At 43.2% G+C, this 23662-nt stretch carries 23 protein-coding genes; 9 read left to right on the forward strand and 14 right to left on the reverse strand.

The genetic code is table 11. The annotated features are described in order from the left end of the window. Positions 1-623 precede the first annotated feature (623 nt). Complete coding sequence (locus K8O68_RS07215; RefSeq protein ID WP_230896254.1) at positions 624-1502, reverse strand: nucleotidyltransferase-like protein; 879 nt, start codon at positions 1500-1502, stop codon at positions 624-626. 229 nt (positions 1503-1731) lie between these two features. Here K8O68_RS07215 and K8O68_RS07220 point away from each other — a divergent pair, with 229 nt between their 5' ends. Beyond that, entirely contained in the window at positions 1732-2091 is a 360-nt protein-coding gene (locus K8O68_RS07220; protein ID WP_093049385.1) for a YgzB family protein, read from the forward strand. 96 nt (positions 2092-2187) lie between these two features. Here the strand turns inward: K8O68_RS07220 and perR are convergent, their stop codons facing one another. The 4 genes from perR to K8O68_RS07240 form a co-directional block, all read right to left on the reverse strand. Further along, positions 2188-2625 carry a peroxide-responsive transcriptional repressor PerR gene (gene perR, locus K8O68_RS07225; RefSeq protein ID WP_230896255.1) on the reverse strand — a complete coding sequence of 146 codons (438 nt, stop codon included), beginning with the start codon at positions 2623-2625 and terminating at the stop codon, positions 2188-2190. A 208-nt stretch (positions 2626-2833) separates the two neighbouring features. Continuing rightward, positions 2834-3130, reverse strand: coding sequence for a cyclic-di-AMP receptor (locus K8O68_RS07230; RefSeq protein WP_230896256.1), 297 nt, complete (start codon positions 3128-3130; stop codon positions 2834-2836). An 18-nt stretch (positions 3131-3148) separates the two neighbouring features. Next, entirely contained in the window at positions 3149-4099 is a 951-nt protein-coding gene (locus tag K8O68_RS07235) for a D-2-hydroxyacid dehydrogenase (RefSeq protein ID WP_230896257.1), read from the reverse strand. A gap of 207 nt (positions 4100-4306) precedes the next feature. Continuing rightward, positions 4307-4744, reverse strand: coding sequence for a hypothetical protein (locus tag K8O68_RS07240; protein ID WP_230896258.1), 438 nt, complete (start codon positions 4742-4744; stop codon positions 4307-4309). Between the two features lie 169 nt (positions 4745-4913). Here K8O68_RS07240 and K8O68_RS07245 point away from each other — a divergent pair, with 169 nt between their 5' ends. Genes K8O68_RS07245 through K8O68_RS07260 form a run of 4 tightly spaced genes read left to right on the forward strand, consistent with a single transcriptional unit; the run spans position 4914 to position 8048 of the window. Further along, positions 4914-5648: a hypothetical protein gene (locus K8O68_RS07245; protein ID WP_230896259.1), complete on the forward strand. Its 735-nt coding sequence runs from the start codon at positions 4914-4916 to the stop codon at positions 5646-5648. Beyond that, entirely contained in the window at positions 5649-6431 is a 783-nt protein-coding gene (locus K8O68_RS07250) for a hypothetical protein (RefSeq protein ID WP_230896260.1), read from the forward strand. Further along, positions 6424-7239 (forward strand): hypothetical protein, encoded by an 816-nt coding sequence (locus K8O68_RS07255; RefSeq protein WP_230896261.1) that lies wholly within the window; start codon positions 6424-6426, stop codon positions 7237-7239. Before K8O68_RS07250 ends, K8O68_RS07255 begins: the two co-directional genes overlap by 8 nt. Before the next feature lie 17 nt (positions 7240-7256). Continuing rightward, positions 7257-8048 (forward strand): hypothetical protein, encoded by a 792-nt coding sequence (locus K8O68_RS07260; RefSeq protein WP_230896262.1) that lies wholly within the window; start codon positions 7257-7259, stop codon positions 8046-8048. A 199-nt stretch (positions 8049-8247) separates the two neighbouring features. Here the strand turns inward: K8O68_RS07260 and bcp are convergent, their stop codons facing one another. Then, on the reverse strand, positions 8248-8718 hold the full coding sequence (gene bcp / locus K8O68_RS07265) for a thioredoxin-dependent thiol peroxidase (protein ID WP_230896301.1): 471 nt from the start codon (positions 8716-8718) through the stop codon (positions 8248-8250). Positions 8719-8772: 54 nt separating this feature from the next. Beyond that, on the reverse strand, positions 8773-9213 hold the full coding sequence (locus K8O68_RS07270; RefSeq protein ID WP_230896263.1) for a potassium channel family protein: 441 nt from the start codon (positions 9211-9213) through the stop codon (positions 8773-8775). A 598-nt stretch (positions 9214-9811) separates the two neighbouring features. Between K8O68_RS07270 and K8O68_RS07275 the strand changes: the two genes are divergently transcribed. The 3 genes from K8O68_RS07275 (at position 9812) to K8O68_RS07285 (ending at position 17297) form a co-directional block, all read left to right on the forward strand. After that, positions 9812-11107, forward strand: coding sequence for a glutamate-1-semialdehyde 2,1-aminomutase (locus K8O68_RS07275; protein ID WP_235788443.1), 1296 nt, complete (start codon positions 9812-9814; stop codon positions 11105-11107). Between the two features lie 304 nt (positions 11108-11411). Then, complete coding sequence (locus K8O68_RS07280; RefSeq protein ID WP_230896264.1) at positions 11412-15911, forward strand: glutamate synthase-related protein; 4500 nt, start codon at positions 11412-11414, stop codon at positions 15909-15911. A gap of 303 nt (positions 15912-16214) precedes the next feature. Then, a complete protein-coding gene (locus tag K8O68_RS07285; RefSeq protein WP_230896265.1) occupies positions 16215-17297 on the forward strand; it encodes an FUSC family protein in 1083 nt (360 codons plus the stop codon). Positions 17298-17796: 499 nt separating this feature from the next. Here K8O68_RS07285 and K8O68_RS07290 read toward each other — a convergent pair whose 3' ends face one another. From K8O68_RS07290 to fabL, 5 genes are all read right to left on the reverse strand, one after another. Beyond that, positions 17797-19539, reverse strand: a complete 1743-nt coding sequence (locus K8O68_RS07290; RefSeq protein ID WP_304618967.1) for an ABC transporter ATP-binding protein — start codon at positions 19537-19539, stop codon at positions 17797-17799. A 154-nt stretch (positions 19540-19693) separates the two neighbouring features. After that, on the reverse strand, positions 19694-20221 hold the full coding sequence (gene ntdP, locus K8O68_RS07295; RefSeq protein ID WP_093049332.1) for a nucleoside tri-diphosphate phosphatase: 528 nt from the start codon (positions 20219-20221) through the stop codon (positions 19694-19696). Between the two features lie 69 nt (positions 20222-20290). After that, a complete protein-coding gene (locus tag K8O68_RS07300) occupies positions 20291-20755 on the reverse strand; it encodes a DUF3939 domain-containing protein (RefSeq protein ID WP_230896267.1) in 465 nt (154 codons plus the stop codon). 277 nt (positions 20756-21032) lie between these two features. After that, complete coding sequence (locus K8O68_RS07305; protein ID WP_230896268.1) at positions 21033-21386, reverse strand: gamma-type small acid-soluble spore protein; 354 nt, start codon at positions 21384-21386, stop codon at positions 21033-21035. A gap of 71 nt (positions 21387-21457) precedes the next feature. Beyond that, entirely contained in the window at positions 21458-22219 is a 762-nt protein-coding gene (gene fabL, locus K8O68_RS07310) for an enoyl-[acyl-carrier-protein] reductase FabL (RefSeq protein ID WP_230896269.1), read from the reverse strand. Positions 22220-22331: 112 nt separating this feature from the next. On the opposite strand from fabL, the gene K8O68_RS07315 reads away from it, so the two are divergent. Further along, positions 22332-22556 carry a cytosolic protein gene (locus K8O68_RS07315; RefSeq protein WP_230896270.1) on the forward strand — a complete coding sequence of 75 codons (225 nt, stop codon included), beginning with the start codon at positions 22332-22334 and terminating at the stop codon, positions 22554-22556. A 4-nt stretch (positions 22557-22560) separates the two neighbouring features. Here the strand turns inward: K8O68_RS07315 and K8O68_RS07320 are convergent, their stop codons facing one another. Both K8O68_RS07320 and K8O68_RS07325 read right to left on the reverse strand, forming a co-directional pair. After that, positions 22561-23091 carry a chromate transporter gene (locus K8O68_RS07320; protein ID WP_230896271.1) on the reverse strand — a complete coding sequence of 177 codons (531 nt, stop codon included), beginning with the start codon at positions 23089-23091 and terminating at the stop codon, positions 22561-22563. Further along, on the reverse strand, positions 23088-23654 hold the full coding sequence (locus K8O68_RS07325; protein ID WP_230896272.1) for a chromate transporter: 567 nt from the start codon (positions 23652-23654) through the stop codon (positions 23088-23090). Before K8O68_RS07325 ends, K8O68_RS07320 begins: the two co-directional genes overlap by 4 nt. Positions 23655-23662: the final 8 nt, after the last annotated feature.

Raw genomic sequence — 23662 nt, forward strand, 5'->3', positions numbered from 1 at the left:
GGATCAAACTCTCCATAAAAGAGTTCGATGTCTCTGACATCAAAATAAAAATAATTCATTGACGGGATATTTAAATATCCCTCTTCGCTTGGCTTTTTGTTTAGTTTTCAAAGGTCAAAACACTCAAAGTCGTTTTTTAGCGACTTTTTAAGTATAACACCCAACAAACTCATTAGTCAACATTTTTTTAAAAGTTTTTTGTGAGCTGCTGTAGCCGCTCTGCAGCGACAAGAAATAATATACCATGATTTAAATTAAGAAAGCAACCCTTTTTTTAAAAAAAGTGTATAAAAACAATAAAACTGCGCAAGCTCAACTATTCAATGTTTTCTTCTCCTGCAGACTCCTTCCATTATACAATAAAATTAACGTCTCAAAAACCTTCTTACGAAAGCCTTTCCCTTCATTATATAATTGCCCATCTCATACTCACTATTAATTTTCCCTGTCTCTACCTCTCTCCTGGAGATAAACCCTTCAATGTTTCGCCAGCCTCTTTGCGACTTTCACAACACTGCAGTCTCGACGAAGTCGGAAATATTATTTTATATCAACAATAAATAATTGTCAGGAGTAATAAAAAGAATCCGGCCCCTACTGCTGCCGAATTCCCAATCAGACATTTATATTAAAGAACGGCTCGGTACGTACTGGCGGTGATAAATCGATTTTCCTTTCGTTTCCTCTTTCACTACATCTATGTAGCCTTTTTGAACCAAATACTCCACCAGAATACTTAAATCAAGAGAATAATCATGTATTTGTAATTGTTCTTTCAGTTCCTGTATCGTCCACGGTGTCTGTTTCGACTGCATTAAATCGATCAGATGGGCACTTCCCATCTTTGTTTTTGTCATCAGTTCAAATTCATTTGCAATAATTAGAAGCTCGAGCCTTTTTTCTATCGACTCCGCTCCGGTTACAAGTTCAGAGTATAGTTTATGTATTTCAGGCTCGATTTTTTTTACCTGCTGCCAAACTGTGACTTCCGGATAAAACCCGTGTTCAATGACAGATAACCTTGCAAGATGATGAAGGGCGTGTACGATCTGATTGTACGAGTCAAGGTAGTGACCTTCGTAAAAGAGAGCCTTCCCATCTTTAAAGCGGCGGATTAACTTCGAAAATTCTACCCCAATCTTTATTTGCCGCTCCTCGTATGGAAATTCCATCATTTGTTTTCTGAAACCCTTCATATATTCATTACGGTCGTAAAGCAGTCTGCCGTTTACAAGCCAATCCACTACACGACGGTTTGAACTGTTCAGCAGCCAGTCATGCAGCTGTGTTGTATTGACTAAATGCATCGCTACTTTATAGCCGGTATATTCATAATGTTTAATTTCCCAATTAGGCTTGCTTTCATCTAATATAACAAGCAGGACAACATCAAAATAATCTGTATTGGCATCATCGTTCCTCCTTTTTTCTGTGAACAATATGCCTAATGTGTGTTTATCACTCGTGCGGTCCTGATATAATTGCCGTAATAGATCATCCATTCATTTAATCCTCCTCTTACCTCTTAAGTGGACTCATAGGAGTCACTGACCCACAAGGCCTTTCCGCTCAACCATCCCCTCTGTAAGCGGCAAACCTCTTTTCTTCTTTTCGACGCCTTGCTTAAAATCCCTCTTTTATTATTAATAAACTTTCATTAAGTCATCGGTAATTGTTATCTATTCTCCGATTCACGATTGTGATATAATTTTTCCTCAGGAGGCGTTTTATATGGGTGTGAAATATTCTAATAAAATTAATAAAATCAGAACGTTTGCGCTGGTGCTGATATTTGCCGGGATCGTTATTATGTATTTAGGCTTATTCTTTCAAACAAGCCCGATTGCTATGACTTTATTTATGTTACTGGGCTTTTTAGCAATCATCGCAAGTACAGTGATTTACTTCTGGATCGGGATGCTCTCTTCAAAGACAGTCCAGGTCCAATGCCCCGAATGCGGCAAATATACAAAAATGCTGGGCCGGGTCGATGCATGTATGTACTGCAATGAGCCGCTGACTCTGGACAAATCTCTCGAAGGCAAAGAATTTGATGAGAAATATAATCGTAAAAAAGGCAAAGGAGACTGAGTCCCTTTGCCTTTTAGTTTGGCAGCCGTCTATAAAAAACATACTTGAAAGCCCTCAAAAAAAATAAAGCCGGAAGCTCAAAGCTCCAGGCTTAAATTAATGTTTTTTGTTATTTTGGCAATCGGTACATGTGCCGTAGATCTCCATACGGTGATTAAATACGTTAAACCCGGTTACATGCTCGGCAAGAGTTTCCACTTCATCCAGACCTGGATAATGAAAGTCAACTATTTTGCCGCACTCATCGCAAATCACATGGTAATGATCAGACGTATTACTGTCAAATCTGCTCGAAGAGTCCCCGTAAGTTAACTCCCTAACCAACCCGACTTCTTTAAACACACGCAGGTTGTTGTACACAGTCGCCACACTCATATTCGGAAATTTCCCTTCAAGTGCTTTGTAAATATCATCCGCAGTCGGATGTGTACGGGCACTGAAAAGGAACTCCAAAATCGCATGACGTTGAGGTGTCATTCGAACTTTTGTATTTTTTAATGAATGCAAAGCCTCTTGAAGTCGTTGATTTTCCATTGATTTCACCTCTTCTGCTTGAAACTTACTGTCTGATTATTTCCAAATAGGATAATTATAAGCTACAAGTAAGCATTATTACTTTATAATATTTACAATCAGTATACCTAATACTCACAATTACTGTCAATAAAAACAACATATCTAATGTATTATGTTTAATTAATTGTCATACAAAATTCAGTAACTTACCAAACTCTGTAAACTCCTATTTTTGCTGAAAGAAAGGCAAGCTGTCTTTTACATCTATTAAAAATGACGTATACCGGCCAGCTGTTTCTTTAGACTTACCCTTTTTCTTTTCATATGCCAGGCAGATATCTCTCATAGTTTCCTGTAAATTTCCGATATCTTCTTCTGATATACCTATCAAAAACGTGGTGCTGCCCCGCTTCATAAAACCTCCGCTGCTGGCTAACTCTGTCATTCTGTAGCTTTTACTTTTCAGACCTTCTTCCATCGCGTCGCGGTACCTGTTCTGAACTACGCAAATCATCAGTTTCATTATCTCATCCCCTTCAGGCTAGTATCCTTTTTGCGGGTCAACCAGGTTGATATAATCGGCTTTAGTTCCCCTGTACACTTTCAGGTTATGTTCAAAAATCTCCAGTGCCCGCGGCTGATACTGAGGAGTAATAGCAGATATATGCGGCGTTACCGTAATTCTTTTCTCACTCCAGAACGGATGACCTTCAGGTAAAGGCTCTTCATTGAAAACATCGAGAACAGCATGCTGAAATTCTTCTTCCTTTAAAGCGTTCAATAAATCTGTTTCATTAATTATGTTGCCGCGACCCATATTAATAAGGATGGCATCCTCTTTCATCAGCTTAAATTCCTTTTCTGTAAATAACTGATCGGTTTCTTTTACTTTAGGAAGGACAGATACTATAAAATCGGCTTCTTTAAGAACAAGCGGTAATTGGTCAGAGGTGACAATCCGGTCAACATGATCAACTTGTTGTCCACTGCGGTTCAGGCCTATTACTGTCATGTTAAATGCTTTCGCAAGCCGGGCTATTTCCCTCCCAATAGCCCCTGTCCCCAGTAAACCAAGTGTTTTGCCATGTAATTCAGTCATACGGGGCGACCGGTCCCACGTGCCGGACTGTTCATTTTTAATAAGGGCTTTACTTTGTTTTGCGGTTTGAAGCATCATAGCTAACGCAAATTCCCCCATTGGAACTGCATGGATTCCTCTTGCACTGGTAACGGTAATCCCTCTCTTCCCGATCGCTTTCAATGGCATTCGATCAAGGCCGGCCGAAATAACCATAATCCATTTAAGGTTCTGAGCCGAGTCGATATGAGAGTCAGTTAAATCCTCCCCGTAAGTAATAAGTATGTCTGCTATTTTAAGATCTTCATTTACTTCATTCATATGAGTATGAAAACGAAAATCGATGTCAGGATAAGTATGCTTTAAATGATGTCTCAGATCTCTGCGTATTTTAGCTGAAGTGACTACCATCATACGAGCTTTTTCCTCCCCGCATTCATTTATTACCTATTATATTAACATAGGCGATAAAGTGGGAACACTTCATGGCTCCTTTCAAATAGAAAAGACGGAGCTGAGCTCCGTCCCATTCTTGAGTCAGTCTGTAAGGAGGAACAGCCGACTTGCAATATAGTATTCAATACAGACAGTTATGATTAGATTTTCCCCCAGAAAACGGCATTAATTTATTAACACACGAAAATTAAAATGTTCTGTTTTTGTTTCCCCGCTCTCCCGCCAGTTTACGACCGCTGAAGCCTGGACGGTTTCCCCTTCTATCTGTCCGCATGCCTCACATGCTTCTTCGTGCAGAAGGACACCATTAAAGTCTTCAAGTTCCAGGTCCTGATAAAAGAATCCGCCCACATCGGTTTCGGCAAAAAATTCAATGGCTGTGATTTCTTCACTAGTCATTTGCTCATTATTGGATTCAAGCCTCAGTCCGGTTTCAGCACTGTCACTTCCAATATCATTTATAAAAAATGTCGCTGTCCAGTGACTTTCAGTTACTTCATCACTTAATTCAGGCCGAAACGGTTCTTCGTAATCATCGCGCATGAAAAACATAACCCCTGCAACGATTAAACCAATTAAAATAAATGGCATTATCTGCTTCATTGCGTCCATCTCCCGTTCTTTTCGCTCATCCTTTTATAAGTTTACCAAAGGTTAATTGAAATTTGTTTTAATTTTTTATATGTACGGTGGGATGGAATAATTATTGAAGAGGGTGCCCCCCTTTCCTCCCGCATACATGTTAAAATTTTACTAAGGAGGTGCGGGGAAAATGTGGGTTTTGTTAGTTATTTCTATTTTATTGATAGGATGCTCGCAGGAGCAGGAAGAAATAGCGGATTTTTCAGGCCGCGTCACAGGTCCTCCCGATAAATACGATGTTCTGCTTGTTTTAAAGGAAGACACTCTCGGCGGGGAATCAGTTAAAAACGATGTTAACAGGCACTTGCGGAGTGATTATGAAGCTAACGCCTACAGGGTTCACCTCACCCCCTCGACAGAAATCAGTGATGCTGATGGCAGCACTATGACTGCAGGCGAAGTTGAGGATCTTCCGTATTTATTCCTTTCAAACCGGAGAGTCGCCATTCATACGAAGGAGCCATGGGAAGAAGAATGGACTGAACTGAATCGCTATTTACGGTACCAGCCACGTTTCCTTCCTGTTTATACAGCTGATAAAATCGAACTTTCCCCTTATACTTTGGACGATTTCATCACCTTTAACTCGCCTTTAAATGACTCAAGGCTAAGTATATTTACTTTTTATAAAAATGAAGAAGATTTAGCTTTTACCTCTGAGGCTAATGAAGAATTAAGAGAGCATTTAGGAGAAAGGGAGCGGATGACATGGGAAAGCTTTTACCTTCATTCCGGAAATCCGTTAGAGGAAGAGTTAGCGTTAGATCCCGTCACTCATTTAGTTCTCAGTCACGAAGGGAAAGAAATCATGTCAAATGACTGGCGGGAAGTGGCAGACTATTTAAAACACCGGGAGGATGAGTGAGTGATGAAAAAAACAGCGGTCGCCGGGGGCCTGCTTTTAATAGCCAGTCTGGCGGGATGCTCAGAAATGACTGATGAAGAAGAGTTTCAGGCTGATGTCAAAGGACAGGCCATCAGCACTAATTTTCCGGCTGGCTATTTCCACTTGTTTGTAAAAGATTCATTTTCTGACCATATCAGTTTCCAGAATATGAGAGGTTTAGATAATGACTACGAAACAGAGATTTATTTAATTGCACTGACTGAAGACACGGCTATCTATCATAGTAACTTTGAAAACGCCCAGTCTTATAAAGAACTGCCAGAAGATTCTTTGTACGTAGGCAATGAAATAGAAATTAATTTTAAAGAAGACTTCTCCCCTCTCATGCAAAAGAAAAGCACAGATTATGAGGATATTTTAGCTCTGAATCCCGTCTATACTGCAAACGAAATTTTCATTCATGATATGACTCTGTCTGATGTAAAAAAGCTTCACAGCCCTGAAAAAGGAAAAGCAGCTATAACTGTGTTGGATAAAGAGGCCTATCCGGTCACATCAGAAGTTCCGATTATGAAGCAGATTAATGAGTTACGGGAAAAAAGAGAGTTAAATTTATCTGTAAGGGATTATTCCGTCAGCGGTATGTATCTTCATGAGGCCTATTTTGATGTTGAAGAACTTGATTTCAGCTATGAACCCACTTACTTATTTACGACCGGCGACGGCGATATAAAGACTACCGGTGACCAGGACGAAGCGGTAGAATGGCTTCGCGTTTTCGGCGAGAAAAACGATGGTTAACCTCTGGCCAGTTTTTAAACCAGCTGCCGTTTTGCTTATATTACTGTTATCTGGAGGCTGTAACGGTGAAGATGAACACACGGAAGAAGATTACGATATTCATGGAAGATACATGCACACATCTTCTATAGACGGGGCGTTCATGCTGTTTGCGGAAGATAACTTGTCAGGAAATGTTTATAAGTATATCCCGAGCCTTCCCTATGATCTTCCTGCAGACTATAAAGCAGAAGCTTACCGGATTCATATCAGTAAAGACACCATTTTTGCCGATGCTGAAACAGGTCAGGAAATGACTTATTCAGAAGTAACCTTACCGTTCCACTGGCCAAATCAGAAAGTGTCTGTAAAAACAGCGGAAGAGTTTAAGCCCCGGATACAGGCATACGACAGGCATATATTCCATGAAACGAGACTTCTGCCCGTTTATACAGCTGAAAAGATATTTTCCTATTCTTATACTAAGGAAGATTTCATTGACGTCCACTCTCCTTTAATTGAAGACCATTATATATTATTTTTATTTGACGACTCTTTTGACAGGGAGTATTTAGGAATTTTAAACGAGTATGCGGCACATCATGAGGTGCGTCACCATCTGTTTATAGATATCAGACACGGAAACCCCGGTTACTTTACTGACTTTTTAAACGTAAATGACCAGCCTGCCTACCTGATCCTTTCAAAGAAAGGGATGAAATTAAAAACCAGCCAGTGGAATGATATCCACGATTTCTTTCAAAACCGTAAAGGCATGGGAATTCCCCGGGAAGGAGATACAGGCTGGCGCGAGCTATTAAACAACTGAAGGAGATCTGTTTAGTTATGAAACGGTTTATTTTAGTGCCATGGCTGTTAATGATTTTAACTGCCGGCGCTTGCGGGGGAGTAGAAGATAATAACGAGAAAGTTCAAGTAATTGAAGGCCGGTATGCTTTCGGCAGCTACCCTGAGCTCGGCTTATTAATGTTTTTTGTGGAGGATACTTTTGCGGGAAAAGACTATACCTATTTGTACAATGACCGGGATATAGACTTGAATGCCTATAAAACGGAAGCTTACCTGCTGAACGTAACAGATGAGACCCAATTTTTAGACGCTGCATCCAGCGAAGAAATCCATCCGGCAGAAGGCACCTATCCTTTCGAATACGCAAACCAGCGGATGAAAGTGGAAGTAGGAACTGAATTTGAGCGGAAGTGGACAGAGGCCTCCCATCATATTTCTTATCAAAACGCCCTTCTGCCAATTGTGAAAGCTGAAAAAATTTACATAGAACCTTACTCAAGCAGCGATTATATCAGTTTTATTAAACCGGAAGATAACCGATTTATTTACTTTATAAAAGAGGAGTCGTACGACGATGCTTATTGGCGCAGATTGATGCTCCTGTCAGAAAGCCTGCATCATGACAAAGACGTGTATTTAGATGTCCGCTATATGCCAAACGACCAGGTTATCGACTATTTGGAGATGGACGAGCCTTCTGAATATGTCATTGTCTCTTCCGAAGGCGAATTAATGAGGAGTTCAGACAGAGAAACAGCTGAAACTTTTCTGGAAGCGGAACTGGGAGTGAAGTTTCCTGAAGAAGGCGCAGAAAATGACCAGTGGTGATTAATTGAGGCAAAATGTGACCGTTCCTACTTAAGTCGGAAATGAATTTTTCAGCTGAAATGTTTTTTAATGTTCGGTCGGTTTTTTAAAAGCTGGCTGGATGGGAATAAGGCGGGATGAATGGGAAGCAGGACATGCAGGCATATAAAAAGCCGCCTGTGTTTGAACCAGGCGGCAGGTGGATTCTAATCAGCTGTAATTATTGAGTGTTTTCGCGCAGGTATTCCAAAGCTTCTTCCACGTGCCCTTTCACCCGTACTTTTCGCCACTCATTCATTAATTTCCCATCTTTATCAATAACAAAAGTGGATCTCTCAATCCCCATATATTCTTTACCGAAGTTTTTCTTTAATTTCCATACCCCAAACTCCTCAGCCAGTTCATTCTCCTCATCAGCGAGCAGTTCAAACGGAAGGTCATGCTTTTCAATAAATTTTTCATGGCGCTTTACCGGGTCAGGACTAACTCCCAGAATCACGGCATCCAGTTCTTTAAAACTTTCATAATTGTCTCTGAAATCACATGCTTCGGTTGTACAGCCCGGCGTCATGTCTTTCGGATAAAAATAAAGAACCACATACTTCCCGCGGTAATCTGAAAGAGAAGTTTCCTTCCCGCTGTTTGCTTTTAATGTTAGATCTGGTACCTGGTCTCCAATAGCAATGGTCATCATCCATCCTCCTTCATCGTTTGTCCTTATTATCATACCGGATTTTAATAAGAGCTACAAACGTTCCGGATATTTAGAAGGGCGTTCATCATGATGGAAAAATGTTGTGACCACAAAAGCCGCCGGCAGCAAGTATCCGATCAGTGCCTGAATCATGGCGATCCACCGGCCAACTCCCTGAGGAGTAATATCTCCATAACCAACTGTCAATAATGTGACCGCACTGAAATAAAGGACATCCTCAACTAAATGCAAAAACGAATCCGTCTGCAAACCGTCGCTTTCTTTCAAAACGTGAACCCCAAGCAATTCGAGCGCTATATAAAGCACCCCAAAGCCCACCATCACATTTGCGTAGACAAATATAAGCACAATGAAATGCCGGATAGAAACCCGCCGGTGGTTAACTGGCTGTTTTTTAATAAGCAGATTCAGACTAATTCCTATTCCCATAAACGAAGCTGCAATAGCAGCAACTATCAGGAGGCTCTCCATATCATCACCCCTGTTTGACTATATGAAAACAAAGAAGAAAATAGGACATGTTTGTACGTAGGGAGGTGGGTGTGGTTTGGGGTGGGGTTAGAGGTGGGTGTTACTCGTGCAGCACCTGCGTATCACCCACTCGTTCGCTCCTTCATCTTACTCCTTGTAGCTTCTATTTTCTCTGTGTGACGTTCGTGGGTGTTACTTGACTGTTACTCGTGCAGCACCTGCGTATCACCCACTCGTGTGCTCCTTCTTCTTACTCCTTTCAGCTTCCTTTTTCTCTGTGCGACGTTTGTGGGTGTTACTTGACTGTTACTCGTGCAGCACCTGCGTATCACCCACTCGTGTGCATACCAATCCTCTTCATTTCTTCCTGATACATTTGTTGGTGCTCCTGCGCCGCTTTCGCTTGCTCGTCGCAGGTGTTGAGTGCTACACCGGTAGCACCTACCTCTCTGTAACTCTTTTTTAACTTTCTTATCCTTCCGTTTCCTCTCGATACCTTCCTGATACATTTGTAGGTGCTACACCGGTAGCACCTACCTCTCTATTTCGTGTTACAATCACACGTGACATAATGAACATTTACAGGAGGTACATAACTATGGCATTTGAAAGATCTGAACAGCTGTATAAAGAGGCCCAGGATGTCATTCTTGGCGGCGTTAACAGTCCGTCGCGGGCATATAAAGGTGTGGGTGGAGGCACCCCTGTTTTTATGAAGAAAGCGAAGGGCGCGTATTTTTGGGATGAAGACGGAAACCATTATATTGATTACCTGGCTGCCTACGGTCCGATCATCACCGGGCATGCTCATCCCCATATCACAAAGGCCATTCAGGAAGCGGCTGAAGACGGTGTTCTTTACGGCACGCCCACAGTTCATGAAAATACGTTTGCAGGAATGCTCAAGGAAGCTATTCCGTCTTTGGAGCGCGTAAGGTTTGTTAATTCGGGCACGGAAGCTGTCATGACTACTATCCGGGTGGCTAGAGCCTATACAGGGCGCGATAAGATAATTAAATTTGCCGGATGCTACCACGGCCATTCTGATCTGGTTCTTGTGGCCGCCGGATCAGGCCCGTCAACTACTGGCAATCCCGACTCTGCCGGTGTCACTGAAAGCATCGCGAAAGAAGTCATTACTGTTCCTTTTAACGATATTGAGGCCTTTAAAGAAGCCTTGGATTACTGGGGTGACGATATAGCCGGCGTGCTGGTCGAACCGATTGTCGGAAACTTCGGGATTGTTGAGCCTAAGTCTGGTTTTCTTGAGGCCGTCAATGATCTTGCACACGAAGCCGGCGCGTTAGTGATCTATGATGAAGTCATCACCGCCTTCCGATTCATGTACGGTGGAGCACAGAACCTTTTAGGCGTCGAACCTGACCTTACCGCTCTGGGAAAAATAATCGGAGGGGGTCTTCCAATTGGAGCTTACGGCGGAAAGCGGGCTATAATGGAAGAGGTCTCACCGCTCGGGCCTGCTTACCAGGCCGGTACGATGGCTGGGAACCCAGCGTCCATCAAAGCGGGAATCGCCTGTTTGGAAGTATTAAAGGAACCGAATGTTTATGAAAATTTGGACCAACTTGGCGAGCAATTGGAAGCAGGGATAAGAAATGCGGCGGATAAGCATAATATTCCTGTCACAGTCAACCGATTGAAAGGAGCTCTCACCATTTACTTTGATATTGACGAAGTTTCGAATTATGAAGATGCTGAGAACAGCAACGGCGAGATGTTCGCCTACTTCTTTAAAGAAATGTTAAAACGCGGCGTAAACCTTGCTCCATCAAAGTACGAAGCGTGGTTTCTGACAACAGCCCATACAAAAGAAGATGTTCGAAAGACATCAGAAATTGTCGACGAAGTATTTTCAAACTGGAACAATGCATAAATATACATTGTGTAAAAGAGCGGGATTTTATAATTCCGCTCTTTTTTCATGTACACCCTCTTGAAAACGCTTCCAAAAGCGTTTTCCTATCTTCCCCTCTGCATTCCTCCCTTCTAACAATTGAATAAATTATTCTTTATTTTGTATAATTAATTGATTTCATTTTAAAAAAGTGGTAAAGTAAGATATAATTCTGACAATTCTGAGATCCAGGCCTTTTTCTGTCTCGGCGTGTCAGATTATCTGTCAGAGGGCAGTTGATTTATTTTTACAGGAGGTGGAGGTCGACTTTTGACCGGCATTTATGAGGAAAGTATCCAAAGAAATCGAGCGCTTCCGCGGAGCGCTGCAAGAAGAGCACGATAGTTGCGGAATCGTATCATTTATCGAGAAAGAAAATATTCCAACTAAGAAAAACATCGACGACACGATTCAGGCACTCGTTAAAATGAATCACCGTGCAGGTTTTATTAATGAAGAAGGTGACGGTGTAGGTATTCATATCGACCTTCCGCGAGCTCTCTGGAAAAAGAAACTTGAGGAAGTCCAGGTGGATCCATCGCTGGTTGACTCTCCTTCATTTGTTGTTGGCCATTTATTTATTGAAAAGACTGAGGAAACAAGTAAATTTCAACAAGAAATGAAAGATCTTTTCAGAACGAAAGGATTCAGCCTGATTTTTGAAAGTACAGATCAGACAGACCGTGAAGCACTTGGACCTATAGCTAAAAAAGCGGAGCCGCTTTTTTGGCAGGTCGCTTTAGTTGCGGAAAACATGGAAGATTCTAATACCCTCCGCTCCACTTTGTTTGACTTAACACTTGAGTGTGAGAAAAACCTTGCTGTCCATGTTGCTTCTTTAAGCAGTGACAATGCGGTGTATAAAGTGATGGGCGCAGGCGATGTTCTTCCTGAATACTATGCTGACCTTGCTGACCCGCTTGTTGCATCGGCAACCACTTTAGGGCACAACCGTTATTCTACGAATACGCTGTCTAATTTTTTCCGTGTCCAGCCCTTCAGTGTGCTTGGCCATAACGGGGAAATTAATACGATTGCTAAACTCCGCGACGAAGCAAATATGGTTGGAGTGCCGCTTGTTGAAGGCGGAAGTGACTCCCAGGATTTAAACAGGGTCATAGATACGTTTACTTCCAGGCATACTCTCTCTTTATTTGAAACGATGGAAGTAATATTCCCGCCGATTGTGAATGAAATTAAACATTATCCGGATCACCTGAAAGACCTTTACACTTATATCCGTGAAGCATGGGGCCATTTTGCACAGGGCCCGGCAGGAATTATATCCCGTCATGGAAACGAATGTGTATTTAGTGTGGATTCTCTCGGCCTGCGTCCTGTCTGGATGCTTGAAACGGAAACGAGTTACATTTTTGCTTCAGAGCAAGGACTTTTCACTTCAGACCAGTATATGTCTGAACCTAAACCTTTTGCTCCGGGGGAAAAAGTGGCTTTAAGCCGTAACGACCAGGGGACGATCGAGGTTTTGTGGCATGATGAGCTTCAGGAAGAGGTTTACAGCAGGATGGCTGAAAAGCTGCCTGTGAAAAATGCCCGAAAGCGTCTGGCTACAGAATGGAATGAATCACCTGAAACTGTCCTTTTCCAGCAGAATGTTAAACCGACTGTTTATGCTGCTAACGGCTGGGACCGCGAACATATCCAGTTAATTGAGCAGATGGCTGAAAAAGGGGTGGAGCCGATCCGTTCACTCGGCCATGATGCTCCGCTGGCTGCCATGCACCCGGGCCGTAAAAACGTGGCTGACTTTATTAAAGAAAGCGTAGCTGTTGTGACCAATCCGGCGATTGACAGAGACCGTGAAATGGAGCACTTCTCCACACGCGTTGTTATCGGCAGACGTCCTGGGCTTTTCCAGGAGAAAGATTTGAAGACAGTCACCCAGCTCGATTCTCCTATCGTAACAGAAGGAATCGCCGGGAAAGGGCTTCAAAAAGAGTTTAATCATCCTTCCTATGAAGGAATTCTCGAATACTATGAAACTAACAGTGAAGTTAAAAAGCTTCGCCTTGTCCGTTTTGAAGATGAAGAAGTTGACGAGGCATTACAGCGTCTCACTGACGATACTGCAAAAGCTATTGAGTCAGGGAAAACATTGATTGTGCTTGATGATTACGGCACCCACGAAGAGAACGCGTACTGGATCGATCCGCATTTAGCCGTCTCGGCAGTCGACCAGGGGCTGACCTTGAAAGAAATGCGGCGTGGCTGTTCATTAGTGTTAAGGTCCGGAAGCATCAGGACGCTTCATGATATAGCAGTGGTCTTCGGATTAGGCGCAGACCTTGTTAATCCATATATCATGTTTGCAACTGTCACTGAAGATAACGCTCAACCGGCTGTGAAGCTTTACAGTGCGTTAAATAAAGGCCTTGAAAAAATAATTTCCACTATCGGTATTCATGAATTGCGCGGCTATGGCCGGCTGTTCTCGTCAATCGGTTTGAATGAAGAAATCGCTTCTCACTTAAATATCGTTAACTATCTGGCAAGTAAAGATGTCAGCTACAACTATACTCAAATGAAGGAAGACAGTCTTGCCCGCAAAGAAGACTTCAATAGCGAAAAAGCAAGACCGGGAAAGACGTTCCATATCTTCCCGCGTATCTGGAAGTCTCTCGGTGACCTCGCTTCCGGGAAAATAGAGTATAAAGAATTCGGAGATAAAATAGCTGAGCAGGAAACTAAGAACCCGACTACTATCCGCCATTATACAGATTTAAAATTGGTGGATTCGGACCTCGAGCCGGAGAAGGTTGATATCGGAGTAGCTAATCACGACCTGCCGTTTATGATCAGTTCCATGTCTTTCGGGTCTCAAAATGAAGTTGCTTTCAGGGCGTATGCGGAAGCAGCGGACCGTATGAACATGATCAGTTTCAACGGTGAAGGCGGCGAAATTAAAGATATGCTCGGCAAATATCCAAACACCCGCGGCCAGCAGATCGCTTCCGGGCGTTTCGGTGTCAACGTTGAGCTGTTGAATTCATCTAATTTGCTTGAAATTAAAATCGGACAGGGTGCCAAGCCGGGTGAAGGCGGACACCTTCCAGGTTCAAAAGTAACAGATAAAGTAGCGGCAGCACGAAATGCTACCACCGGTTCTGACTTGATCTCGCCATCTAACAACCATGATATTTACTCAATTGAAGATTTGGCGCAGATGATCACTGAAATTAAAACAGCAAACGACCAGGCGAAAGTAGCCGTTAAAGTCCCTATTGTACCTAACATCGGTACGATCGCTGTAGGTATTGCCAAAGCGGGCGCCGACTTTATTACCTTGAGCGGATTCGACGGCGGGACTGGAGCAGCGAGAGTACATGCCCTTCAGCATGTTGGCCTTCCAGCGGAAATCGGTGTTAAAGCTGCTCACTTTGCCCTTCTTGAAGCAGGTCTTCGCCATAAGGTGGAAATCTGGGCCGACGGCGGTGTAAAAAGTGTACAGGACGCCATTAAACTTATGCTGTTAGGTGCCAACCGTATCGGATTTGGGACACTTTCAATGATTGCAGTCGGCTGTACTGCCTGCCGCGGCTGTCACCTTGACACATGTCATGTCGGTATTGCCACTCAAATTGAATCAGAAGCCCAGGCAAAAGACCATGGCCTTCGACGATTTGTACCGCGTGAATACGATTTAGCGGTACAGGGTCTGATGACGATGTTCTCGGCCTTTGGAAAAGAGCTGAAGGCGTTAACTGCTTCACTTGGCTTTGACCGTACACAGGACATTGTCGGCCGTGCCGATCTGCTTGAGCAGACCCGCGGACATGACAATCTCGACTTAACCGACCTTCTTTCTACATTGCCTGAACAGGACCTCGCACCGTTTGAGCCTGCCAAAGCGATGGAAGAAGCAGAAGAACAGCAGCTTGCTGTAGCTGTAGGGGCGGAATTTGAGTACCTTGACGGCAATGTGTCAGAGCTTACGGCTTCGAGAGAGTTTGAGGCCGTAACAGCAGAACAGCGTATTCTTGGAAGCCGTGTCTCCTGTCACCGGGTACGCGGAAAATTGGATGGCTCCTACCGTACACTTCCTGAAATAGATCTGCGTTACACGAAAGGCTCTATTCTCGGCAATGGCCTTGGCGCTTATAACAGTGACGGCGTTAATATTCATATTACCGGAGGAGCCCAGGACGGCGTCGGAAAAACATCATTCGGCGGTTCCTTTAAAGTTTTTAAAACTAAAGGAGTTAATGGCCAGCTCATCAACGGGTCTGTCGGTAAAGGAGCCGGTTACGGTGCACAAAAAGGGACGTTTATCATTCAGGGTGATGCCGATTCCCGTGCAGGTATCCGTCTTTCCGGAGCTGATATGATCTTTGGCGGACGGGTTAAAACCCCGCTTAAGCAAGGAAGGCAGTATAACACGGGCGTTCACGCGAATATAAAAGGGTTTGCCTTCGAGTATATGACCAACGGAAGAGGTCTTGTCATGGGCGATCCTGGCCCATGGATGTGTGCAGGTATGACCGGCGGTGCCGTTTACCTTCGCCACGATCCTGCAGCAGGACTTGACGAACAGACATTAAACAGCCGAATTGCTAAAGGGGCGAAAGTTGCAATCGAGCCACTGTCAGAAACGGGGCTCAAAGATGTGACAGAACTTCTGACTGTTTACAAAAATGAACTTGCCCAATTAAACCAGGCTGAAGAGGTGGCATTAGTGGATAAATTATTAGAAGATCCTGCTGCTAACTTCAGACAAGTCACACCAGTGAAACAGCAGGCTGATCCGGCTGTCTCTACAGAATAACTGCTTTTGTATTCTTCGTTCTTATTAAAAGGATGATCTCTAAGTTTCCTTAGAAGATCATCCTTTTTTCTTACTTTACAGGCTGTGTGAGTATTTTATTAGAAAAGCTTGGCTGCGGTCAGATAATGGGGGCAGCCTATAATTTTTTTCGATACTTTAAACTGCCAAATGAGTTAAACTTTCTTAAAGTATAAAAAAACAGTTTTACTTCTTGATGTTTGTGAAAAACAGGTGTATAGTACTTCCGTATATAAGATATTATTTTATTATTATAATTAACCAGAAAGAAAGGAATTTGAAATCATGAGGCTTGGAGCCCGTATTTTTAAAACTGGCGTCGCTGTCACATTTGCACTCTATGCCGCTATGTGGCTCGGTTTTGAAACGCCTGTCTACGGAGCGTTAGCTGCTTTTTTTGCTGTTCAGCCCTCCGTTCATAAAAGCCTTGTACTCATTTGGGATCAGGTACAGGCTAATATTATCAGTGCCCTCCTGGCGATAGTGTTTGTCCTTGCATTCGGCCACCAGCCGTTTGTAATAGGGGCCGTCGTCCTGCTTATTATTGCCATTCATATTAAGCTGAAAAAAGAATCAATTATTCCTTTAGCTGTCGTCACCGCCATTATTATAATGGGCAGCCCGACAGATGACTTTGTGAACTTCGCGGCTAACAGGTTTGTACTGATTATGATTGGTGTATTTTCGGCATTTATTGTAAATATGATCTTTCTGCCGCCCAAACACGAAAACATCCTCTACCATAAAGTCACAGATGCCAACGACCAGATCATTCAGTGGATCCGTCTGATTCTTCACCATGAAGTGGATTACCAGACCTTGAAACAGGACATGAAAAAAATCCGCGATTCTGTTTTAAAACTGGAAAATGTTTTTAACCTCTATAAAGAGGAAAGAAACTATTTCAGAAAAAGCGAATATTCGAGGATGCGCAAAGTCGTCCTATTCAGGCAAATGATCAGCAGCACGAAGAAAGCTAAAGATATACTGAAAAGCTTAAGTAAAAACGATAATGTGGTCAACCAGCTTCCCGACGAAATGGATCAGCTTCTTCAGCTCCAGCTGGATTATTTAACTAATTACCACGAGCGGATCCTGCTCAAATACGCCGGCAAGGTTAAACCGCAGTCGACCGAGGATTTTTACGATGAAGTTAATGAAGGAAAACATCAGCTCATTAATGTCTTCATGACCTATCACAATGATGATCAAATAACTACCGACGATTGGGTCCACTTCCTCCCTGTTATTGGCCTGATCATCGAATACAGCGAAGAGCTCGAACACCTGGACCGCCTTGTAGACGGCTTCTTCACCTACCACACAGAAGATAACGAAGTGAAAATCAGAGAACGCGAAATGTTTTAGTATATTTAAGAGGGCCCCGGCATTGTTTGATGCCGGGGGAGTTTTTCGTTGGTTGGTGTTTCTGCGCCGTAGGTGGTGAGTGCTCCTGTGCCACTTCGCTTGCTCGTCGCAATTAAAAGTGCCCCGCTGGTGGGTGTTACTTGACTGTTACTGAGGTAGCACCTACGTATCACCCACTCCCTATACGCTCCTCTTTCCTCAGTTTTTCTCCTGTTTTCTCTGTGCCCCGCTGGTGGGTGTTACCTGGCTGTTACTGCGGTAGCACCTACGTATCACCCACTCCCATAACGCTCCTCTTTCCTCAGTTTTTCTCCTGTTTTCTCTGTGCTCCACTGGTGGGTGATACCTGACTGTTACTGCGGCAGCACCTACGTAACACCCACTCTACGTTTCCACTCCACCTTCCAATCTTCCCATTCACCTTCCTCCCTCTGCCCCGAGCATCAGACTGCAGAATTCCCATACAAAAAGCCCCTTCATATTTGAAGGGGCTCAAGTTTTAATTCAGCTGCTGGACTTGGAAGAGGTTGTAGTAAGCGCCTTGTTTTTTTATAAGTTCGTCGTGGCTGCCCATTTCTGCGAGTTCGCCATCAATTATGACGAGAATTTTATCGGCATGGGTGATTGTGGATAGCCTGTGGGCGACGATAAAAGTTGTTCTGTCTTCTGCCAGCTGGAAAAGAGATTGCTGGATAAGGCTTTCGCTTTCCAAGTCGAGCGAGCTGGTTGCTTCATCAAAGATGAGGATTTCAGGGCTTTTTAAGAATACACGCGCGATAGCCACACGCTGTTTTTGGCCGCCTGAGAGCTTAACGCCGCGTTCACCAATATTTGTATGGTAGCCTTCCGGCAGGTCCTGAATAAAATGATGGGCGTTTGCAGCACGGGCGGCGGCATAAACTTCTTCATCTGTGGCTTCCGGATTCCCCATACGGATATTGAACATAACTGAATCACTGAAAATGATGTTGTCTTGAAAAACCATGCCGATTCTGTCACGCAAGGTGCGTGCCTGGTACTCGCGTACATCTTTCCCGTCTATAAGAATACGGCCGCTGGTCACATCATAAAACCGCGGAATCAGACTCATAATCGTACTTTTACCCCCGCCGCTCATTCCGACGATGGCTACAGTTTCTCCGCGTTCAACCCGGAAATCCAGGTTCTTAAGAATAGTTTCACCTTCATTGTAACTGAAGCTTACATTGTCAAAAATGACTTCTCCTTGAGGGTATGAGTAAGGGACTGCCCCCTCTTTGTCTTTTATATCATATTCTTCATCTACAAGTTCAAACACCCTGTCCATCGAAGCAACAGACTGTGTCAGGGTGGTGGATGAATTAACCAGGCGGCGCAGCGGATTGTAGAGCCGGTCCATGTATGTGACAAAAGCGACCATTGTTCCGATCGTCAAACCTGTTTGAATAACCATGGCACCTGCGACTCCGATAACAAGTACGGGAGCAATATCGGTGATGGTGTTCACTACTGCAAATGTTTTGGCATTCCACTTCGTATGGTCTACAGCTTTTGTTAAAAAATTTCCATTTTGTTCATCAAATTGCTTTTGTTCATAATCTTCAAGAGCAAAGCTTCGAATCACATTCATCCCATGAAGCCGTTCGTGCAAGTGCCCCTGAACCTCTGCAAGAGCCTGGGAACGCCTTCGTGTTAAATAACGTAATCTGCTGTAAAAATATTTTATAGCGAGACCGTAGAAAGGGAGAAGGGAAACCGCAATTAAAGTTAGCCATACATCCATTGTCAGCATGATGATGATCGCTACGACAATCGTAAATAAATCGAGCCAGATGTTCATCATCCCGGTGATGATAAAATTCTTTGTTTGTTCGACGTCGTGGATGACTCTAGAAATAATTTCTCCGGATTTTCTGTTTGAATAAAACTTTAAACTTAATTTTTGCAAATGGCTAAAAAGCTGGTCACGGATATCATATAAAATCTTATTCCCTGTCCATTGGGCGAAATACTGACGGTAGTATTCTATTGGAGGACGGAACACCACAAAGACGAAAAGGACAATCCCCATAAGCCAGTACAGCTCATTCAGCTGTTCATTAGCTGTCATCCCGTCAGCCCCAATGATATCATCTATGACATATTTTAGAATAAGCGGTATGATCAGTGGAATACCAAACTTTAACATCCCGATGATGACAGTAATAATAATTTCTTTCCAGTATGGTTTAACAAACTTCATATATCGTTTTATGCTGTCCAAAACTAACATCCCCTTGCTTAAGGCGGCCTGAAACGAGATAAACTTTGTTCTATTATTCGTCTCACCTCAGCTGTTTAAATTGCTTAAACAAAAAAGAGGCAGTCCTTCCTGTTTCCGGGACCGCTCTCTTACACTGATTTGCTGCCGCGCACATTTAACGGTGCTGTAAAAAACGTTCATACCAGTATTCGATAAAACCTGGCTCGAACGGGCCTTTCTGCTGACTGACCCACGATACAAGCTCATCGACAGTTCTTCGCAGTATAACTTCTACTGCATCAGGGTAATTCATTTGTTTTTTATGTAAGGCAAACTCATCTTCATCCAGCAATTTATAAGTCATATCGGGAAACACTTTAATGTCCAGGTCGTAATCAATATATTTTAACGCTTCTGAATCATAAGTAAAGGGCGTGCCCAGGTTGCAATAATAGTAAATACCATCATTGCGGATCATGCCAATCACGTTAAACCAGTGATGTGCGGTAAAATAACAAATGGCCGGCTCTCTTGTTCTCCACTGCCGGCCATCGGATTCCTGCACTAAAATCCGGTCATTTCCGCCAATGACTTCCTGAGTCGTTCCCTTTAATATAATGGTTTCTTCCCAGACACGATGGAGTTGCCCATTATGTTTGTAACTCTGAACTTCAATGTTGCTGCCTACTTTAGGGAAATCCACAATGCTGCTCCTTTCTCTGTACTTTCAAATCCCACCGTAACAGGACAAAAAAGTAATGCTCTTCTTTAACTAATCAGTCTGTTTACGATGGGTGACCATCCGGTCATAACGGTCTAAATACAAATCGAAGGGAGGTTTATCGATAAGATAGTTTTGCAGTTTGAAATAGCTGATTTTTTTAGTACGGTCTCCAGGTATTACAGGCTCTTCTCCTGTTTCCAGAAAATACTGGTCACAGGCGATCTGGCATTGATCAATATATTTTGGATAATCAGGTTCCTCAAAAATTTCAAACGTTTCTTTAGACATATAAAAAGGCCTGTCCGGTTTTCCGCCAAGATATTTATGCAGAATTTCGAAATCAATTTCATGGGTATCCAAAATGATACTGCGAAGAGATATACCTGCTCCTAAGTCTTTAGTATAACGGCTCACCGCTGAGCGTACATCTTCCAATGTGGCCTGTATGATTTTTACACTCTCTTCCTGTTCTGCCTTCTGCTTTTTCTCCTTCCGTTTACGTCCAAATTTCATTTTTTGCCTCCCTGCATGTTTAGTAACCGGATGATAATTTCCAGACACTCGATTCACCGCCCAACAGGCGATTATTTCCTATCATATTTATTATACTATTGTTTGCAGTATTTTAAAATGAATAGAAACCCTTCAATTGCCTGACTTGCTTAATAAATCAGTTTGCTGCCGGATGCAGATGGAAAACTAAGGTACCTTTAAATATAAAAGGTGATTCGGCAGAACGGCAGGTCCACCAGAATCACCTTTTTTAAATACTATAAAGCACTTTTAAAATTTAGCGTTGACGCTGCTGCTGTTGCAGCTGTTGTTGTTGGATACCCTGCTGAGACTGCTGGTTTTGCTGTCTCACCTGCTGAGCATCAGTTTCACTTGCAAACTCATAGCTCTGTCCCTGGGCAGATTGCTGATTTTGCTGTCTTACTTGTTGAGTATTTGTGCTGGAAGCGTTTGGCTGTTGCTGCTGTTGTTGTTGGATACCCTGCTGAGACTGCTGGTTTTGCTGCCTTACCTGCTGAGCATCAGTTTCACTTGCGAACTCGTAGCTCTGTCCCTGGGCAGACTGCTGATTTTGCTGTCTTACTCGGGAGACGTTTGTTCTGGATTGGTTTTGCTGCTGGTTGTTTCTCATGTTTATCACCTCCACATGAGTTAATATAACCAGCCGAAAAAAAGAATATCCTGCGCACTATGCTGTAATAATTACGTTAAAAGTGAAATTCCTCCATCTACAATTATGGTCTGGCCGCGGATCATACTGGCTTCTTCTGACAGTAAAAACACAGCGGCATTTGCTAAATCTTCCGGTTCGACCATTTTTCCCGCAGGCGTCCGCCGGCTGGCATCTTCCAGTAATTCCTCCCGGTTCGGAAAATGCGTCAGGGCGTCCGTATCTACAGCTCCGCCTGATACAGCATTGACACGAATATTGTAAGGGGCCAGTTCAACAGCGAGATAACGGGTCAGTGCTTCGACTGCCGCCTTCGATACTCCAACAGTTGTATAATTTGGCAAGTATCTCTCCGCTCCTAATGAACTCAGACTCACAATCGCACCGCCTGATCCTTGATTTATCATTCGTTCTGCTGCCTTTTGCGAACAAAAGAGCATGGCTTTATTATTGATGTTCATTGTCCAGTCCCAGTGGCTCTCTTCCACTTCCATTAGCGGGCGAAGCACTCCTGAAGCCGCATTATTGACAAGTATATCGAGCCTGCCGAATTCTTCGTCAATCTGCCGGAACATATCCTCTACTTTGTCTTTTTTTGCAATATTAGCTTTTACAGTCAGCGCTTTCTGGCCAAGACGACGGATTTCTTCTGCCGTTTCTTCTGCTTTTGTTCTGCTTCTCGCATAGTTTACGACTATGTGGTACCCTTTTTCCGCAAGTTTCAATGCAATTTCTCTTCCTATTCCCCGGCTGCTTCCGGTAATGAGGGCTACTTTTTCTGTTTCTTTAGTCATTATGCTCATGCTCTCCTTTTTTAATTGCTGGTTTCATTTCTGCGTGTTGAATAAGTTCATTTTACAGTAGTTAAACTAAAAACGTAATAAACAAAACAGGAGGTGAAAAAAGATGTATGTAGGAAGAGATATGACAGAGCTCTTAATGGTGCCTAAAACTGACTGGACAGAAAAAGAGCTGGCTTATTTCCACCAGCTTTTTCAACAAATATCTCCTTATTTAAGTGTGGAGGGTGTGACGATTCACAGGGAAATTGTAAATGAAATTATGGAACGCGGCGGACTTCCGAAAATGGAAGCTGACTGGACAAGCGGCACACGCCTCCATTTTGATTGAGTGCTTAACCGAGAAAGAGTGCGCCATATATTAATGCCCCTAATATGACAAAAGCAGGATGAACCTTTCTTTTTTCAAGTAAAATGTAACTGGCCACGGTTAAAAAGACTGTCTGCATCCAGCCGTTATCCACATAAGATGTTTGAAGAAAGCGAAATGTCATAACACCGAGCAGAACAGCAATCGTAGGCCTTACTACCGCTGAGAGAAGCTTTACTTTCGGAGAATCTTTAAACTTCAAGAGAATGCCAAGGAGAATAATCATTAAAATTAATGAGGGCGCTATAGTAGCAAACAAACCGACTGAAGCACCGAGAATGCCTGCCTGCTCAAATCCGATATATCCGGCCATTTTTGTTGCTATTGGCCCGGGGAGCGCATTCCCAAGGGCTAAAACTTCTCCAAACTCTTCTACACTCATCCACCCGTACCTGTGTACGACTTCATACTCAATTAAAGGAATGGTTGCGGGGCCTCCTCCGTAACCGATAATGCCCGGGATGAAAAAAGCCAGAAATATTTCCCAATAGATCATCCATTATCACCTGCCTTTTCGTTACCTTCCGGTTTCACAGGTTTGACTAGAACAAATATTATTAAAATGCCAATTAAAATAGCGGGATGGAGTCCTGCCCATTGGATAAGAATAACCGAAGCGATAATAAGAAGAATAGCTGGAAGCCCTCCCAGATCGGAAGTTGATTTCTGGACAAATCCCCATGTTAAAGCGCCCAGCATCACGGCTACTACCGGGAGTACGCCGTGTGTCATTCCCTGAACCCATGTCAACTCTCTGAATGATGATAACGAAACAAGTAAAAAAATCATGAGTATGACAGTAGGAAGAACCGAAGCAGCAATGGCGTTGAGCATCCCGGTAATCCCTGATACACGGTAACCTATGTAACCCGCCATTTTAGTAGCAATAGGGCCCGGGAGTGTGTTCCCTATGGCTAGAATATCGGCAAATTCATCATCGTTGAGCCATCCGTACTTTTCAACAGCCTCTCTTTGAATAAGAGGAATGGAAGATGGCCCTCCCCCGTACCCTAACAGGCCGACACGGAGAAAAGCCATAAAAATTTCAGCTTGTTTCATCTTGAAAA

It is taken from the genome of Salipaludibacillus sp. CUR1, from assembly GCF_021028955.1.
Lineage (GTDB): Bacteria > Bacillota > Bacilli > Bacillales > Salisediminibacteriaceae > Salipaludibacillus.